The following is a 15,810-nucleotide window of genomic DNA, read 5'->3' as shown; positions in this document are numbered from 1 at the left end:
GCCGGTGGAAGGGGTTTCCGGGAACCAGCGCCAGTTGGCGGATGTTTCGCGCATCGACCTCGGTCAGGGTCGTCCCGAGCACCCGACCAGAGGATCGATCCACCATGAGCCACACCCGGATGTCAGACGCCGACTTCGACCAGCTCCTGACGGCGCACCACCGAGCTGTGCACGCCTACCTCGCCAAGCGCACCTTCGGTGATCGGCAGCTGGCGGAGGACCTGACCCAGGAGACGTTCGTCCGTGCGTTGCACCATCCGGAGATCCTCACAGGTGGTCAGGCGACACCGCTGCCCTGGCTGTACCGGGTGGCGCGGAACCTGCTCATCGACCACCTCCGGGCCCGCGGCAGCCGCCCGGCCGAGGTCGGCACGCCGGACCTCGCGGCTGTCGCCGGGGAGGAGGCACTGGGGAACGAGATCGACCGGCTGCTCACCAGCTGGTCGGTCCGGGAGGCGATGGCCTCGCTGAGTCCCGCACACCGTGCCGTGCTCACCGAGATCCACTTCAGCCACCGTTCGGTCCCCGAGGCCGCTGAGCTGCTGGGAGTACCCCCGGGGACCGTCAAGTCCCGCTGCTTCTACGCGATCCGCGCGTTGCGCCTGGCGCTGGAGGAGTACGGCCTGGCGCCCTGAGCCGGCCCCCGTCGGCACCGAGGGGACGGGGAGCCCTCTCGTACCGGTATTTTTTGGATCATGAAGCATGGCAGCGCCCACCTGATCGGCCGCGAGGCGGAGACCCGCAGACTCGAGGAAGTGCTCTCGGCGGCTGCCGAGGGCACCGGCCGAGGGGTGCTGTTGCTGGGTGAGGCCGGGATCGGCAAGTCGGCCCTCCTGGCCCACTGCGCCGCAAAGGCCCGAGCACGCGGTTTCTCCGTGCTCCGGGGCGAAGCCAGCGAATGGGAGCGGTCGTTTCCGCTGTGGCCCTTCCTCGATCTCCTCGGCACTCCCGACCGGGCCGCGGCCGCCCGGCCGTCGCTCGACCGGGACCGGGCCGCCGTCATGGCGTTGCTGATGGCCACCGGGCGGGGAGCGGCGGATCCCGTACCGGCGGCCGCGGAACGGCTGTTCCAGATCGTTGAACGGTGGTGCACCCTCGGGCCGGTCCTCCTGGTGCTTGACGACCTGCACTGGTCCGACGAGGCATCGGCGTCCCTCTGGGGCCGCCTGGCCTGCCAGGCCGAGCAGTTGCCGCTCGTGGTGGCTGCCGCCGCCCGGTCCGGAGCGGGCCAGGCGGTGATCGACCCGCTGCTCGGGGCGCTGGAGCGCTGCGACGGTCTGGTCCTCCCCGTACGCCCGCTGGACGAGGAGGAGCTGGTCGAACTCGCGGCCGAACTGCTGGCCTCCTCTGCCGGGCCGTCCCTCCGCCGGGAGCTGGTACGCACTGGCGGAAACCCGCTCTACGCCACCGAGTTGCTGGCGCTGCTGCGCCGCCAGGACGCCCTGACGGTCGGCTCCGACGGACTGGAGATCCTGCCCGGGCACCAAGTACCCGCACTGACCGCGGCGTTCACCGATCGGATGCAGCGGCTCTCCCCCGGACTGCGCGAGGTGCTCCGGGCAGCAGCCGTACTGGGTGTGGAGTTCCGGCCGGGCGATCTCTCCGCCCTCCTGGACCGCTCGCCGACCGACCTGCTGCCGCTGATCGACGAGGCGTTGGCAGCGGAGATCCTGGTACCGGCCGACGACCGGCTGGCGTTCCGGCACCACCTCATCTGGCAGGTCTTCACCGAGGCCATTCCCGTCGCGCTGCGCGGCGCCATGCACCGACAGGTCGCGCGGACGCTGGCCCGGGCGGATGAGGAATTCGACGCGGTGGCCACCCACCTCCTGCAGGCCGACGGGCTCGAAACCGACGCCTGGGCGTGCGGCTGGGTCCGCGACAACGCGGCGGCACTGGTCGACCGTTCCCCGCAGGCCGCGGCGCAGCTGCTGGAACAGGTACTCCGCGGTCCGGGGCCGACCGAGTCGGCGGTGTTCCTGCGGCTGAGGCTGGTCGAGGCCCTGATGAGGTCGGGGCGGGCCGCGGAGGCCGAGACCATGGCCCGCGCCATCGCCAGCAGGCCGTCCACCGGACCCGAAGCCGCCGCCGAGGCGTCCTGGCTGCTCGCCGAGACCATCAGCCGGACGCGCTCGCTGAGCGACGGGATCCGCGAGTCGGTGGAGGTGCTGCGCGTCGCGGTGGAGCTCGAAGGACTCGGTGAGCGGTGCGCGGCCCGGCTGTACGCGGAGAGCGCCCTCTACCTGAACGCGGCCGGGCATACCGACGAAGCGGCGTCGGCCGCGGAAGCGGGAGTCGCCCTCGGCGAGCGCAGCGGAGACGACTTCGCCATCGCGTTCGCCACCCGGACACTGGTCGAAATGAGCCGGTTCCGAGGCGATGACGCCCAGGCTCTGGTGCTGACCGACCGCGGCCTGGAGCACTGCACCGGCGGCGCGCTGGTCCGGGTCGAGGCGATCCTCAGGACCCAGCGGCTCAAAGTCCTGTCGTCCCTCGGCCGGTCCGGCGAGGCGGAGGCGGAGATCGGCCGGCTCCAGGCGGCGCGTGAGCGGATGCCCGTCCCGCACGTGGGCTCCTCCATCGCCATCGCGGACCACCACTTCGTCGCGGGCGAGTGGGATGACGCCCTCGCGGAGGTCGAGTACCTGGCAGAGCCCACCTACCGGGTCGTGGCGGGCTCCTGGCACGGCCTGGCGGGTCTGGTGGCGGCTCACCGGGACGACCGGGCCCGCTGCGAGGTCCACCTGAGGGCGATGCGCGACCAACCGCTCGACGGGGTGACCGGGATCAGCGTGGCCGACTGGCTCCTCATGGCGCGTGCGGTCGCGGCCGAACAGGCCGGACGGCCGGAGGAGGCACTGGCCACCCTGCGACCGGTACTCGATCCCGACGCCGCGGTCCAGGTCACCGAGGGCCCCGAGTGGATACCGGTGATGGTGCGGTTGGCCCTCGTCCTGGGCGACCGTGCGATGGCCGAGGAGGCGGCCGGGCTCCGGCCGCCCTTCGCCGAGGAGCACCTGTCCGACCGCTGGCGGCACGTCGCCGCCTACGGTCGCGGCCTGCTCGCGGCCGACCCGGCCCCGGCGCTGGCGGCCGCCGCGTACTATGCCGCGCACGGCCGTCCGCTGCGCCACGGGACGGCGTTGGAGGACGCGGCCGAACTGCTGGCCAGGCAAGGCGAGTCGGCACAGGCGAAGCGCCGGCTGGACGAGGCGGTGGAGGTCTACACCCGGCTGGGGGCGCGTTGGGACATCCGGCGGGCGGAGACCCGGCTGCGCGCCTGCGGGGTGCGCCGGGGTGCCCGTGGCCCGAGGGCGCGCGCGACCTCGGGCTGGGAGAGCCTGACTCCCACCGAGCTCCGGGTGGCCGAACGGATCGCCGCGGGCCTGTCGAACCCGGAGATCGCCGCCGAGCTGCTGCTCTCGCCGCGTACCGTGCAGACCCATGTCTCGCACATCCTGGGGAAGTTGACGGTACGATCGCGGGTCGACGTCGCCCGCGAGGCAACCCGGCGGGGCGTCCCGTCGTAGGGCCTGGAGGCAAGCGGAGATGCCCGCACGGGTTGCGGGGACAGCCCAGGCGGACCATGACCGGTTCAGGGCTGCCGGGTCCGTTCACTCAGCCGCTGGCCGGAGGGGATGCTCGACTTTCCCAGCCGTGCGACGGCCTGGCTCAGCACGGGCACGGGGAAATCGAGGCGTTTCGCACGGGGGATCAGAAAAGCCGCGGACCGGGCGGCACGCAGGGCCGTGGTCGCCACCGGCGCCGGTATGCCGGGCTGCCCGTAGCGCTCGCGGGCCCAAGGCGGCATCAGCGAGTACCCCAGACGCGAGGCCACGGTCCAGGCCGGGCGCAGTGACCGGTGCAGTCCGTGGAGCGGCGGCCGCGCGACGAAGCGGTGGATCGCCATCGCCGCGGCGGTGGCGGCCAGCAGGGGCCGCATACCGCAAAGGTAGTCCTCCAGGTCTGCCACCGACCCCGGGGCGTCGCCGGGTGCCAGGCCCACCAGGACCGCGACCTGTCGCTGCTCGCGGACATAGCGATCCGCCTGCCGGGCCGAGAGGTCCAGACCGCCCCGCAGAACCGCATGCAGGTTGGACCTGACCAGCGCGCAGTGCACCCAGAGCAGCAGGTCGGGGGCGTCGACCCGGTGGACCGCACCGGTCTCGGGGTCGCGGATGCGCAGCCGCTCGTGCACGACCCGGACCCGGGCACCTGCTCGCTCCGCCTGTTCCCTGGTGCCCCAGGTCGTCGCGACGATGAAGGAGCCGGTGCCCCTGAGCCGGCCGAAGGGATCGTCCTCGAAGGAGGAGTTCTGCACGATGCCGAGCGCCGCGACCGGGTGCAGCGCCTGCAGATGGAGCGCGCTGATACCGCCGATCCACATCGCGGGGTCCGCGTGGAGGTGCCAGGTCACCGAAGACGGCCCGAAGAGCCCCGGATCAGGGGTGTCCGGATCGCGGGGGACGGAACAGGTGATCATGGGCGGCCTTTGCTGGTCTGCTTCGGCAGGGACCTCCTGCGCGTGATGCCTTACGGGTCGGCCCGGACGTGGGTTCACCTCCGGTCGTCGCAGCTGTCGCGCCGAGCAGCGGATTCCGGGCAGCGCTGAACCGGCCGCAGTCCTCGTTCGTAATGCATCAGTGCCCGGTTGCTAGCGACGTCGGCCGGGGCCCGCGAGGACGAGGACGGCCAGATTGACGAACCGCCCGGACGAGCGCCACCTGGCGCAGGCGCTGTACGCCCGACACGCCGGCGCCGTGTACCCGCATGCCCTTGCCGTAGCCGACGGCGACCGGGCGCGGGCGGCGGAACTGCTGCGCCTCGCGCTGCTGGCGGTCGTTCGCCAGCCCGCGGTGGCGCAGGGACGCGAGGTCGGCGAGCGGCTGACCGCGGAGGTCAGCCGACTGGCGGCCCCGGTCAACGCCAATCAGCGGAGGTCTCTGCTGCGCCGGAGGCCGCACCCGGTCCCGCTCACGCGGCCGGAACCATCCGAGGCCGGCCTCGTGGCGCTGGTGTCGCTCCCTCGGGAGCCCGCCGCCGGGCCGACCGTGCCCGCCGCCCGAACGCCGCGGCGGCCGGCCATCGCCGAGGCCCTGGCCGCGCTCCCGGCGGAGCACCGGGAGGCGATCACCGAGTCGTTCCTCAAGGGCCGAACCGTCCACCAGGCCGCCGAGCTGCTCGGCCTGCCACCGCAGGCGGTGAAGTCCCGCGTCTTCTACGGGCTCCACCGCCTCGCGCTCGCCCTCGAAGAACAGGAGTCGGCGTGAACCGGAGTGCCGCCTGTGCCGAACTCGGTGCCTATGTGCTCGGCGGATTGGACGCTGCGGAGGCGGACCGCTTTGAGGAGCACCTGCTGACCTGCGACTACTGCCTGGGCGAGACCGATGCCTTCCAGAAGGTCCGGGACCTGCTGCTCCCGCTGGTCGGGCAGCCGTTGGAGGAGGCCGAGGCCGAGGAGGGCCGCGGCGGCGCGCCGGATCCGGCCGGGGCACCGTCCGCCGTCCCCGACGAGGACGTGCTCACCGGGCTGTTGGCCGACCTCGCCCGCGAGCGGCACCGCCGCAGCTGGCGTCTCGCGGCGGTGCTCACCGCCGCTGCCGCGTTGGTCGTCGCGCTGCCGTTCGTCGCGCTGCGCGCGGGCTCCGGACACATGGAGGCCTCGCCCGCCGTGAGTCCCGCCCCGAGCCCCGCCGTGATGCTGATGATGACCGGCGAGCAGCACCGGGCCGCCGACCCCACCACTCGGGTCTACGGTTCGGTGGGGCTGGAGGACAAGGTGTGGGGAACCCATGTCGCGCTCCAGCTGAGCGGGGTCGGCGGCCCCCTCACCTGCTCGCTGGTCGCGGTGTCGAAGGGCGGCCAGCGGGAGACGGTGACCAACTGGTCCGTGCCGCCCGCCGGCTACGGCGTGCCCGGCCACCCGGATGCCCTGGTGGTGCACGGCGGCACCTCGTGGTCCCGTGGGCGGCTCGACCACTTCGAGGTGCGGACGGCGGACGGGCGGCAGCTGCTGTCGATCCCCGTCTAGCGACGCCCGCCCGAAGGAGGGCCCGGTCCAGTCGGGCCTGGCCCCTCCGCCGTCGCCGGTGCCCGCGGATGTCCGCGCACGACTGCCTCGTACGGGCTCGACCACACGGCACGGCCTGCTGATTCACCGTCACCACTCCACAGCCCTACGCCTGAATGACCGTCGTCGAACGAGAAACCCCACCTGGTGCTGCTCGTGCTGTCCTTCGCGTCGGCCCGCCTCGGGACCTGCCGGGTGCCGGGCTTTACGAACGGCGTGGCTCCGCGGTTCACCACCGATGCCCGTGATTCACATCACGCTGGCAATTCGGGATCCGATTGAGAACTCCGTCACTACCGCCCGTATCTGAGCTCGAACGGCCGCGGACAGCACGCGGCCCGCTGAACTGGGGAATGGCATATGACTCGAACCCGCGTGGTGGTAATCGCGGCCGTACTGGCGGCCGGCCTGGCCACTCTGACGGGCTGTTCGTCGGACGGGACGGTGACGAAGCCGAGCGCAGGCGACGCCACGACGGCCGCTGCACCCTTCGACTACCTGCCCGGCACGGCAAAGGAGCACAACGCCCCCGCCGACACCGGCGACTTCGCCACCGGTCCGGCCGGCAGCCCGGCAGCGACGAAGTGGGTCCAGCTCAGCGCCGGTGCGGCCGGGGCACTCAACCCGGTGGTCCGCAACGGCGCGGGTTTCACGCTCTACCGGTTCGACAAGGACTCGGCGAAGCCCTCGAAGTCGGCCTGCAACGGCGCCTGCGCCGCAGCCTGGCCGCCGGTGCTGGTCCAGCCCGGCTCGCGGATCTTCCTGGACGGCGTGTCGAAGTCCGACGTCGGCGTGGTCAAGCGCGACGACGGGACCTGGCAGGTCACGCTCGGCGGCTGGCCGCTCTACCGGTACGGCAAGGACACCGTGCCGGGCCAGACCAACGGCCAGGGCGTGGGCGGGACCTGGTTCGGCGTCACGCCGGAAGGCGGAAAGGCCGGAGAGTCCGCGCAGGGCGCCGACGCCAACACCGGCCTCGACTACCGGAACGGCACCGCGGCGCAGAACAACGCGCCGCCGAACACCGGTGACCTCTACACCGGTCCGCGCAACTCCCCGGACGCGATGAAGTGGGTGCAACTGACGGCCGGCTCGGCCGGCGGTCTGACCCCGATCGTGCACGACGGCGCCGGCTTCACGCTCTACCGGTTCGACAAGGACTCGGCGAAGCCGTCGAAGTCCTCCTGCGACGGCGCCTGCGCGACGACCTGGCCGCCGGTGCTGGTCCAGTCCGGCTCGCGGATCTTCGTCGACGGCGTACCGGCCTCCGAGATCGGCGTGGTGACCCGCTCCGACGGCAGTCACCAGGTCACCGTCGGCGGTTGGCCGGTCTACCGCTTCAGCAAGGACACCACGCCGGGGCAGACCAACGGCGAGGGCGTGGGCGGCACCTGGTTCGCGGTCTCCCCGCACGGCGCGAAGGTCCCCCCGGCGGGCGGCGGCAGCGCTGCCCCGTCGAGCGCGGCTTCGGCGGACACGGGCGCGGACCGCAGCGGCGGCGCAAGCGCAACGCCCAGTGCCGCTGCCGCCGCGTCGTCGGCCGCCGCCCCGGTCAGCCTCGGAAACGGCGTCGTCACGCTGGACACCGGCACCAACTTCACCGAGCCCAAGGGTTCGGAGAACCTCACCGGCCCCGGCTGCAAGAACGTCGCGATCCCCGACTCGGCCTCCTCGTTGGACCTCAGCGGCGGCCCGGTCAAGATCTGGACCGGACACGACTGCACCGGCACCTCGACCGTGGTGACCGGCAGCATCGCCGACCTCGGCACGATCGGGTTCGACAAGAAGATCGAGTCGATCAGGTTCGGCGGCTGAGCCGGTCCCGGTGCGAGGCGCGACCCGCCCCCTGCGGCCGCTGGTCGCGGGGGACGGGACGCATCGCTCCCCGGCCGGCCGGGGGCGGACCAGCATCCGTCGAAGGACAGCGATGACCGAGCTCGCCCTGACGTCACTTGTCAGGCCCAGGACGCCGCGGGCTCACCCTGCGGGCGCCAAGGCCTGGGCGGTGGGGAGCCACACCCGGCCGTAGAGCTCCCGACGGGAGGAGACGTCCAGCTTCTGGAGCACGGTGCTGACGTAGTTCTTCACCGTCTGCCTGGCCAGGTGGAGTTCACGGGCGATCTCGTCATTGGAGTAGCGCCGGAGCAGGAGGCCGAGTACCTCCTGCTCGCGGACGGTCATGCCGTCCGTCCGGGTACCGGCCGTCGGCCATTTCCGGGAGGCGGACGGCTGTTCCTGGCCGGTGAGCCAGACCGGGCGCCCGGCCAGCAGGCGCTCCACGGCATCGACCAGCACCGGGGTTTCGACGGAGCGGTGGACGAAGCTGTGGGCCGAGCCCTTGAGGCACTCGATGATCACGTCGGCGGCGTCGCGCTCGGCGTAGACCATTACCTGAGGCGAGGAGGGCAGGCTCGTCAACCGCCGTCCGAGCTGGAGCCCGTCACCCGAGGCCTGGAGATCGCAGTCGGTCACCACCAGGTCAGGCCGGCGGCTCTGGCACATCCGCCAGGCACCCTCCGTGCTGGCGGCGACGGCCACCGACTCGAACAGCCCGGCACCCCGCAGCAGTTCGGAGATCGCCCATCTCGACAGCGGCCACCGGTCCACGACCAGCGCCTGCAGTCCCGCCGTCCCCGCCGGCTTCCTGTAGTCCGTCATTCCGTTCCACCGTCCCTCGTACTCCGATGACCTCGTCGGTGACACCGACGACACCCCAGGGGTGACCCGCCGCATCCCTGAGGACCTTCGGGCGGCTGCGACCGGTACGGCCGCTCGACCGGTCCGCGGGCGGGGAGCCCACCCGTGGCCCGCAGGTCGCTGCGCAGCGGGGAGCCGAGTACGTCGAGCACAGGAATGCCCGGCGTGGTGTCGACGCCGCCGACGAATGGCCGACGGCTTCCGTGTGCCAGACCTGTGGTCATCGCGTTCCCGCTCCTCTGGTCGGCCACCGGCACCTTCGCACCAGGCCGGGCGTGGAGAGCATCCGGCGGCCTTGACCGGCCTGACCGGCAGTCGGTCCGCCCCGCTTTACGGCCCTGGGGGAGAACAGGTTCACTCGCCGCACATCCTGTGCGCAGGTGCCGGCACGACAACCACCCGCCCCCCGGCGGACGCTGCGGCCGGACGGATCCGGGCTCCAGGGGTGGCGACCGGATCGCCCCGTCCCGCCCGGTACCCGCGGTACCGACCTGCTGCGGACCGTCCCGGCAACCGAGTACCGGAGGTCCTAACCCGCCTGCGCAGGCACTCCATAGCCTGAGCGGCGAACGGTGAGAACTCCCGTCGCGTGCGTGCCCCACAGTCGGCACCGCCTTCTGACGACAACGACACCGGCGCTCGGACACGTGCGCTCGATTGGGCCGAGAATGAAGAATCTGGTCACCCGGAAGTCCAATGACACGGAACACGAGTTTCCCCGCGACAGGTCGCTCCCCGACCTGCTCCGGGAGCAGGCGCAGGAGCACCCCGACAGCACTGCCGCGGTCTACCGGGACGAGAGCCTCACCTATGGCGAACTGGTCGTTCAAAGTGAGGAGTTGGCCGCGTACCTGCGCCATCTGGGCGTGGCCGTGGACGACTGCGTCGGCATGTTCGTCGAGCCGTCACTCGAACTCATGGTGGGTGCCTGGGGGATTCTGGGCTCCGGCGGTGCCTATCTGCCGCTGTCGCCGGAGTATCCGGAGGAGCGGCTGCGCTACATGATCGAGGATGCCCGCACCAAGGTCGTCTTCTCCCAGGAGCGGCTCAGGGTGCGTCTGGAGGAACTGGCGCCGCCGGGAACGAGGATCGTCACACCGGATGACGTCGCGGAGTTCGCCCGGACCGTCTTGCGGATCGGGGGACGACCACGCATCACAGCGGAGCTGCAGGCCCAAGGAGAGTGGGCCGGCCCGAGCCCCGCCGACCTGGCGTACGTCATCTACACCTCCGGCAGCACCGGAAAGCCGAAGGGCGTGATGGTCGAGCACCGGAGCATCGTCAACCAGATGCACTGGCTCAGGACCGCCTACGGTCTCGACCGGAGCACCGTGGTGCTGCAGAAGACCCCGATGAGCTTCGACGCGGCCCAGTGGGAGATCCTGGCCCCCGCCTGCGGCGCCACGGTCGTGGTGGGCGGTCCCGGGGTGTACCGGGATCCGGAGCAGTTGATCAAGATCATCACGCGGCACCAGGTGACCGCTCTGCAGTGCGTGCCGACGCTGCTCCAAGCACTGCTCGACACCGAGGAGTTGCACACCTGCACCTCGCTCACCCGGATCTTCAGCGGCGGTGAGGCGCTTTCCAGGACGCTCGCACTGCAGTGTCTCCAGGAGCTGCCGGAGTGCGACCTGGTCAATCTGTACGGGCCGACCGAGTGCACCATCAACGCCTCCGCCCACACCGTCGACCGCCGCACCGTCGAGGACGGTCCGCAGGCGATCTCGATCGGCGCTCCGGTGTTCAACACCCGGTACCACATCCTCGACAGCTCCCACGATCCGGTGGCCGTGGGCGAGATCGGCGAGCTGTACATCAGCGGGGTCCAGGTCGCGCGCGGGTACCTGCACCGGCCCGATCTGACCGCGGACCGGTTCGTCGACAACCCGTTCTGCACCGAAGGCCGACACGCCAGGCTCTACCGGACCGGTGACCTGGCGTACTGGAACCCGGACGGGACCGTCCAGTTCGCCGGCCGCGCGGACAACCAGGTGAAGCTGCGCGGCTTCCGGGTCGAGCTGGACGAGATCAGGCTGGCGATCGAGACCCACGACTGGGTCAAGAACGCGGCCGTACTCGTCAGGGACGACCCCCGCACCGGATTCCAGAACCTCGTCGCCTGCGTCGAGTTGAGCCCGAAGGAAGCGGCTCTGATGGACCAGGGCAACCACGGAGCCCACCACCAGTCGAAGGAGAGCAGGCTCCAGGTCAGGGCGCAGCTGTCGGACCCGGGCTGCCGGGAGCCGGAGGAGCTCACTGGCAGAGCGGTGGTCGACCTCCCCGGGCGGGAGGCGACCGAGGAGCAGCGGCGGCGGGTGTTCGCACGCAAGACCTACCGGTTCTTCGAGGGTGGAGAGGTCCGGCGGGAGGATGTGCTGCGGCTGCTCGCGCGGCAGGTCACCGGCACCGGCCCCCGCCCCCTGGAGGCCCTGGACCTCGCCGAACTCGGGGAGGTGCTGCGCTACTTCGGCCAGTACCTCAGCAGCGAGCGGCTGCTGCCGAAGTACGCCTACGCCTCGCCCGGTTCGCTGTACGCGACCCAGCTGTACGTCGAGTTGAGCGGTATGGGCGAGGTGCGGCCGGGCTGCTACTACTACCACCCGGTGCACCACCAGCTGGTGCTGATCCGTGAGACGGCCCCTGCGGCGGCGACCCGGATCGGGCTCCACTTCATCGGGAAGAAGCGGGCGATCGAACCGGTCTACCGGAACAACATCCGGGAGGTCCTCGAGATGGAGACCGGCCACATGGTCGGCCTGTTCGAGGAGATCCTCCCCGGCTACGGCCTGGGGATCAGGGCCCGGGACTTCACGCCGGCCGTCAAGGACGGCCTGGAGTGCGCCGAGGAGGACTACTACCTGGGCACGTTCGAGATCGTTCCGTACGCGGAGCCGGAGTCGGACGACTCGCTGGAGATCTACGTCCAGGCACACCCGGGAGCGGTCGCCGATCTGCCGGCCGGCCAGTACCGCTACGAGGACGGCCGGTTGGAGCGGATATCGGACGAACTGATCCTGAAGAAGCACGTCATCGCGATCAACCAGCAGGTCTACGAGCGGTCGAGCATCGGTATCACCGTCATCAGCCGGACCAGCCAGGACTGGAGGAGCTACATCGACCTCGGCCGGAAGCTCCAGCACCTGCAGATGAACGATTTCGGCCTCGGCTTCATGTCCTCGGGGTACAGCTCGAAGTCCGGGAACGACCTGCCGTCGGCCAAGCGGATCACCGGAATCCTGAGCTCCCTCGGCCTGGAGGCCGGCCCTTCCTACTTCTTCGTGGGCGGCCGGGTGAGCAGCGGGCAGCTGCTGAGCGAGGGGATGAAGGAGGACACCGTCCACATGAAGGGCCCGGCGGAGATGATCCGGGAGGACCTGGTCAACTTCCTGCCCGACTACATGGTGCCGAACCAGGTCGTCGTGCTGGACGGCCTCCCGCTCACCGCCAACGGGAAGGTCGACGTCAAGGCGCTGGAGACCTCCGACCGTCTGGACTCGGGCCTCCTGGACCGGCCCTTCGTCGCACCGCGGACCCGGACCGAGGAGCGGATCGCCGCCATCTGGCAGAAGGCGATGAAGCGGGAGGCCGTCTCGGTCCAGGACGACTTCTTCGCGTCCGGCGGCAACTCGCTGATCGCGGTCGGGCTCGTCAACCGGATCAACAGGGAGTTCCGCAGCTCGCTTCCGCTGCAGGTGCTGTTCGACTCCCCGACCATCGAGAAGCTGGCGCTCAAGGTCGACGGTGCGGACACCGAACACGTCTCGCGCCTGGTGCGGCTGCAGGCCGAGGGCGCCGGGAACCCGGTCTACTGTTGGCCGGGCCTCGGTGGCTACACCATGAACCTGCGGCTGCTGGCCGGCCGTATCGGCACCCACCGACCCTTCTACGGGGTGCAGGCACACGGGATCAGCCAGGGCGAGATCCCGTACCCCACCATCAGGGAGATGGCCGCCGAGGACATCAGGGCGATCAGGCGGCTCCAGCCGCAGGGCCCCTACACGCTCTGGGGCTACTCCTTCGGCGCGCGGGTCGCCTTCGAGGCGGCGTACCGGCTGGAGCAGGCCGGTGAGAAGGTGGAACACCTCTTCCTGATCGCTCCCGGCGCGCCGAGGGTTCGGGGGGAGGACGCGGCCGTGCACGGGAGCGAGCCGAGCTACCGCAACCGTGCCTTCGTGACCATCCTCTTCTCGGTCTTCGCCGGTACGATCACCGGTCCGCTCCTGGACGAGTGCCTGAGGGCGGCTGCGGACGAGGAGAGCTTCGCCGCCTTCATCGCGGCGAACTTCCGGAACCTCGACCTGGAGCTGGTGAAGCGGATCACCGCGATCGTGCGCCAGACGTACGAATTCACCTACAGCTTCCACGAGTTGGCCGAGCGGCGGCTCAGTGCGCCGGTGACCGTCTTCAAAGCCAGGGGCGACGACTACTCGTTCATCGAGAACAGCGCCGGATATTCGGCCGAGGCGCCCACGGTCGTCGAGCTCTCGGCGGACCACTACGGCCTGCTCAGGAACCCGGGCGTTGACGAGTTGGTGCACCTCATCCGTCACCGCCTCGGCACCGCAGGCCAGTTGATCCACTGAGGACCGGGGGATTTCGTCATGCCGCACGTGAACATCAAGTACTTCCCGATGCCGCTCGGCGAGGAGCAGGCGTCCGAGCTGGTGGCCGCGGTGACCAGGGCGGTGCAGGCTTCTCTCGGCTGCGACGAGGGCGTGATCTCCGTCGCCCTGGAGCCGGTCGAGCCGGAGCTCTGGAACGACCTGGTCTATCTGCCGGAGATCGTGAACCGGAAGAACCTGCTGCGCAAAACGCCGGACTACTGAACCCGGCCACCATCTGCCACGTAATCCCCTGCGGAACAAGGAGCGAGAATGCACCGCAATCACCATGGAGACGTCCCGCTGGTGTTCAGCGAGGAGGTGTCCCAGGCCATCGCCGAAGGACGGGCGGTGGTGGCGCTGGAGTCGAACGTCATCACCCACGGGCTGGCGTACCCGGACAACGCGGCCACCGCGCGGAAGGTCGAGGAGGCCGTCCGGGCCGGTGGCGCGGTCCCGGCCACGATCGGGATCGAGGACGGCCGCATCCTGGTGGGGATGACGGACACGGACATCGAGCGGTTCGCGGCGACCCCGGGTATCCCCAAGGTCAGCAGCCGGGACCTGCCGGTGGTGCTGGCCAGAGGCGGAACGGGGGCCACCACCGTCGCATCCTCGCTGGTGGCCGCGGAGTTGGCGAACCTCCCGTTCTTCGCCTCGGCCGGTATCGGCGGGGTGCACCGGGGGGCGGAGACCACCATGGACATCTCCTCGGACCTGATCCAGTTCACCCGTTCCAAGGTGGCGGTCGTCTGCGCCGGGGCCAAGAACATCCTTGATCTGGGCCTGACCATGGAGTTCCTGGAGACGCACTGCGTGCCGGTGATCTCCTACCGCTCCGATGACTTCCCCGCGTTCTACTGCCGCACCAGCGGCCTGCGCAGCCCGCACCGCCTGGACGACGAGGCCGAGATCGCCGGCGCCCTCGAATACCACTGGGCGCTCGGCAACAACGGCTCGGTGCTGATCACCACGCCCACCAAGGAGGAGGACGCGATCGACAGTGCAGAGGTCGACACGGTGATCGGGAAGGCCGTGGCCGCCGCCGGGCGCGAGGGCGTCAGAGGCAACGCGCTCACCAAGTACCTGATGCACGCCGTCGACCGGGCGACCGAGGGCAGGAGCGCCAAGGCCAACACGGCGGTCCTGGTCACCACGGCGGAGGTGGCCGGCCGACTCGCGGTCGCACACGCGCAGTACCGTGCGGGGCTGCAAGCCGTACCGGCCTCCCGCGGTGACCACACCCCGACTCGGAACGGATCGCGATGACTCACGCAGCCCTCTTCGACCTGGACGGAACCCTGGTCGACACTCCCCGCGCGATCGTGGAGACCTTCACGGCCGCCTTCGCCGCCATGGACGCCCCGGCCCGGGAGCCCTCGGCCGTGCGAGCGACCATCGGGCTTCCGCTGGAGCAGGCGTTCAGCAGACTCCTGGGAGTCCCGTCGGACGACGAGCTGGTGGCACTCGGCATGAAGCAGTACCAGATCCAGTTCAGGGAGATCGTCCTTCCCCGGGCCGAGGAACTGGTCTTCCCCGGTGTCGCGGACGGCCTGACCGCCCTGCACGAGCGGGGAATCGCCCTGGCAGTGGCGACCAGCAAGTTCCACGCCAGCGCCGAGGTGCTGCTGACCGCGGCGGGGCTCCGGGACCGGTTCCGCCTGGTGGTCGGTGCGGACCAGGTGACGCGACCCAAACCGGACCCCGAGGTGGGGAACCTGATCCTGGAGCGGCTGGGCGTGCCGTCCGAGCGCGCCGTGATGGTCGGGGACACCACGCACGACCTGCTGATGGCCAGGGCGGTCGGGATGCGCTCGATCGCGGTCACCTACGGCGTGCACAGCGAACAGGAGTTGGGGTCGGCCGGTCCGACCTGGATGACCGGTTCTTTCGACGATGTGGTGACGTACATATCCGACGGCCTGTCGGACGGATGACAGGGGTACGGCGGTCGTGATCGGACGTTCGAAAGACCGGCTTCTGGCGATAGCGGGAGGTGTACTCCTCGCGCTGATGACCAACTACAACAGCCTGCTGGCGAAGCACACCAACCCGGTCTTCGCCTCCTGGGTGGCACACGGCCTGGGAGCCATGGCGGCCTTCATCCTCGTCGTACTGTCCACACGGGTCTTCCGTCGATCCGCAGCCGGTGGGCGTTCCGAGGACCGGAGCGGGCAGCAGCGTGCGAAGGCGCCGCTCTGGTACTACCTGGGCGGCGTCCCCGGCGCGTTCACCGTGATCCTGGCCGCGATCACGGTGAACGGCGGCCTCTCGCTGGCCGGCAGCATCGCCCTGATGCTGGCGGGTCAGATGCTCTTCGGAATCGCCTCGGACCGCTTCGGGCTGTTCCACACCCCGAAGCGGCGAATCGCCGTCGCGGACTTCCTGGTGGTGCTCTGCGTCCTCGCCGGAAGCTCGCTCATCATCTTCGGCGGGGTGTGA

Annotated in this window: 12 protein-coding genes; 10 read left to right on the top strand and 2 right to left on the bottom strand. The window is 70.7% G+C overall.

Going from position 1 to position 15,810, the window contains the following annotated elements; genetic code table 11:
• Window positions 1-104: 104 nt before the first annotated feature.
• Together ACZ5ON_RS19265 and ACZ5ON_RS19260 are read left to right on the top strand one after the other, a co-directional pair.
• Complete coding sequence (locus ACZ5ON_RS19265) at window positions 105-635, top strand: sigma-70 family RNA polymerase sigma factor (protein WP_465593627.1); 531 nt, start codon at window positions 105-107, stop codon at window positions 633-635.
• Between the two features lie 60 nt (window positions 636-695).
• Window positions 696-3,530, top strand: a complete 2,835-nt coding sequence (locus ACZ5ON_RS19260; RefSeq protein WP_465593624.1) for a helix-turn-helix transcriptional regulator — start codon at window positions 696-698, stop codon at window positions 3,528-3,530.
• 65 nt (window positions 3,531-3,595) lie between these two features.
• Here ACZ5ON_RS19260 and ACZ5ON_RS19255 read toward each other — a convergent pair whose 3' ends face one another.
• On the bottom strand, window positions 3,596-4,483 hold the full coding sequence (locus ACZ5ON_RS19255; protein ID WP_465593621.1) for an oxygenase MpaB family protein: 888 nt from the start codon (window positions 4,481-4,483) through the stop codon (window positions 3,596-3,598).
• Between the two features lie 214 nt (window positions 4,484-4,697).
• Here ACZ5ON_RS19255 and ACZ5ON_RS19250 point away from each other — a divergent pair, with 214 nt between their 5' ends.
• The 3 genes from ACZ5ON_RS19250 (at window position 4,698) to ACZ5ON_RS19240 (ending at window position 7,885) form a co-directional block, all read left to right on the top strand.
• Entirely contained in the window at window positions 4,698-5,270 is a 573-nt protein-coding gene (locus ACZ5ON_RS19250) for a sigma factor-like helix-turn-helix DNA-binding protein (RefSeq protein ID WP_465593619.1), read from the top strand.
• Window positions 5,267-6,031: an anti-sigma factor family protein gene (locus ACZ5ON_RS19245; protein ID WP_465593616.1), complete on the top strand. Its 765-nt coding sequence runs from the start codon at window positions 5,267-5,269 to the stop codon at window positions 6,029-6,031. Before ACZ5ON_RS19250 ends, ACZ5ON_RS19245 begins: the two co-directional genes overlap by 4 nt.
• Before the next feature lie 399 nt (window positions 6,032-6,430).
• Window positions 6,431-7,885, top strand: a complete 1,455-nt coding sequence (locus ACZ5ON_RS19240) for a hypothetical protein (protein ID WP_465593613.1) — start codon at window positions 6,431-6,433, stop codon at window positions 7,883-7,885.
• A 162-nt stretch (window positions 7,886-8,047) separates the two neighbouring features.
• On the opposite strand, the gene ACZ5ON_RS19235 is transcribed toward ACZ5ON_RS19240, so the two are convergent.
• Window positions 8,048-8,728 (bottom strand): response regulator, encoded by a 681-nt coding sequence (locus ACZ5ON_RS19235; RefSeq protein ID WP_465593610.1) that lies wholly within the window; start codon window positions 8,726-8,728, stop codon window positions 8,048-8,050.
• 707 nt (window positions 8,729-9,435) lie between these two features.
• Here ACZ5ON_RS19235 and ACZ5ON_RS19230 point away from each other — a divergent pair.
• From ACZ5ON_RS19230 to ACZ5ON_RS19210, 5 genes are read left to right on the top strand one after another with little or no spacing between them, the layout of a single operon-like run.
• The gene (locus ACZ5ON_RS19230) at window positions 9,436-13,350 is read left to right on the top strand and encodes an amino acid adenylation domain-containing protein (RefSeq protein WP_465593607.1); all 3,915 of its coding nucleotides are present in this window, start codon (window positions 9,436-9,438) and stop codon (window positions 13,348-13,350) included.
• A gap of 18 nt (window positions 13,351-13,368) precedes the next feature.
• Window positions 13,369-13,593, top strand: coding sequence for a tautomerase family protein (locus tag ACZ5ON_RS19225; protein ID WP_465593604.1), 225 nt, complete (start codon window positions 13,369-13,371; stop codon window positions 13,591-13,593).
• Window positions 13,594-13,641: 48 nt separating this feature from the next.
• A complete protein-coding gene (locus ACZ5ON_RS19220) occupies window positions 13,642-14,637 on the top strand; it encodes a pseudouridine-5'-phosphate glycosidase (protein WP_465593601.1) in 996 nt (331 codons plus the stop codon).
• Window positions 14,634-15,305: an HAD family hydrolase gene (locus ACZ5ON_RS19215; RefSeq protein WP_465593599.1), complete on the top strand. Its 672-nt coding sequence runs from the start codon at window positions 14,634-14,636 to the stop codon at window positions 15,303-15,305. The genes ACZ5ON_RS19220 and ACZ5ON_RS19215 overlap by 4 nt, the downstream gene beginning before the upstream one ends.
• 16 nt (window positions 15,306-15,321) lie before the next feature.
• Window positions 15,322-15,810, top strand: coding sequence for a DMT family transporter (locus ACZ5ON_RS19210; protein WP_465593596.1), 489 nt, complete (start codon window positions 15,322-15,324; stop codon window positions 15,808-15,810).

The organism is Kitasatospora sp. NPDC032150, assembly GCF_055579945.1.
The sequence above is the reverse complement of the archived record's forward strand: the minus strand, read 5'-3'. Positions and strand labels throughout refer to the sequence as shown.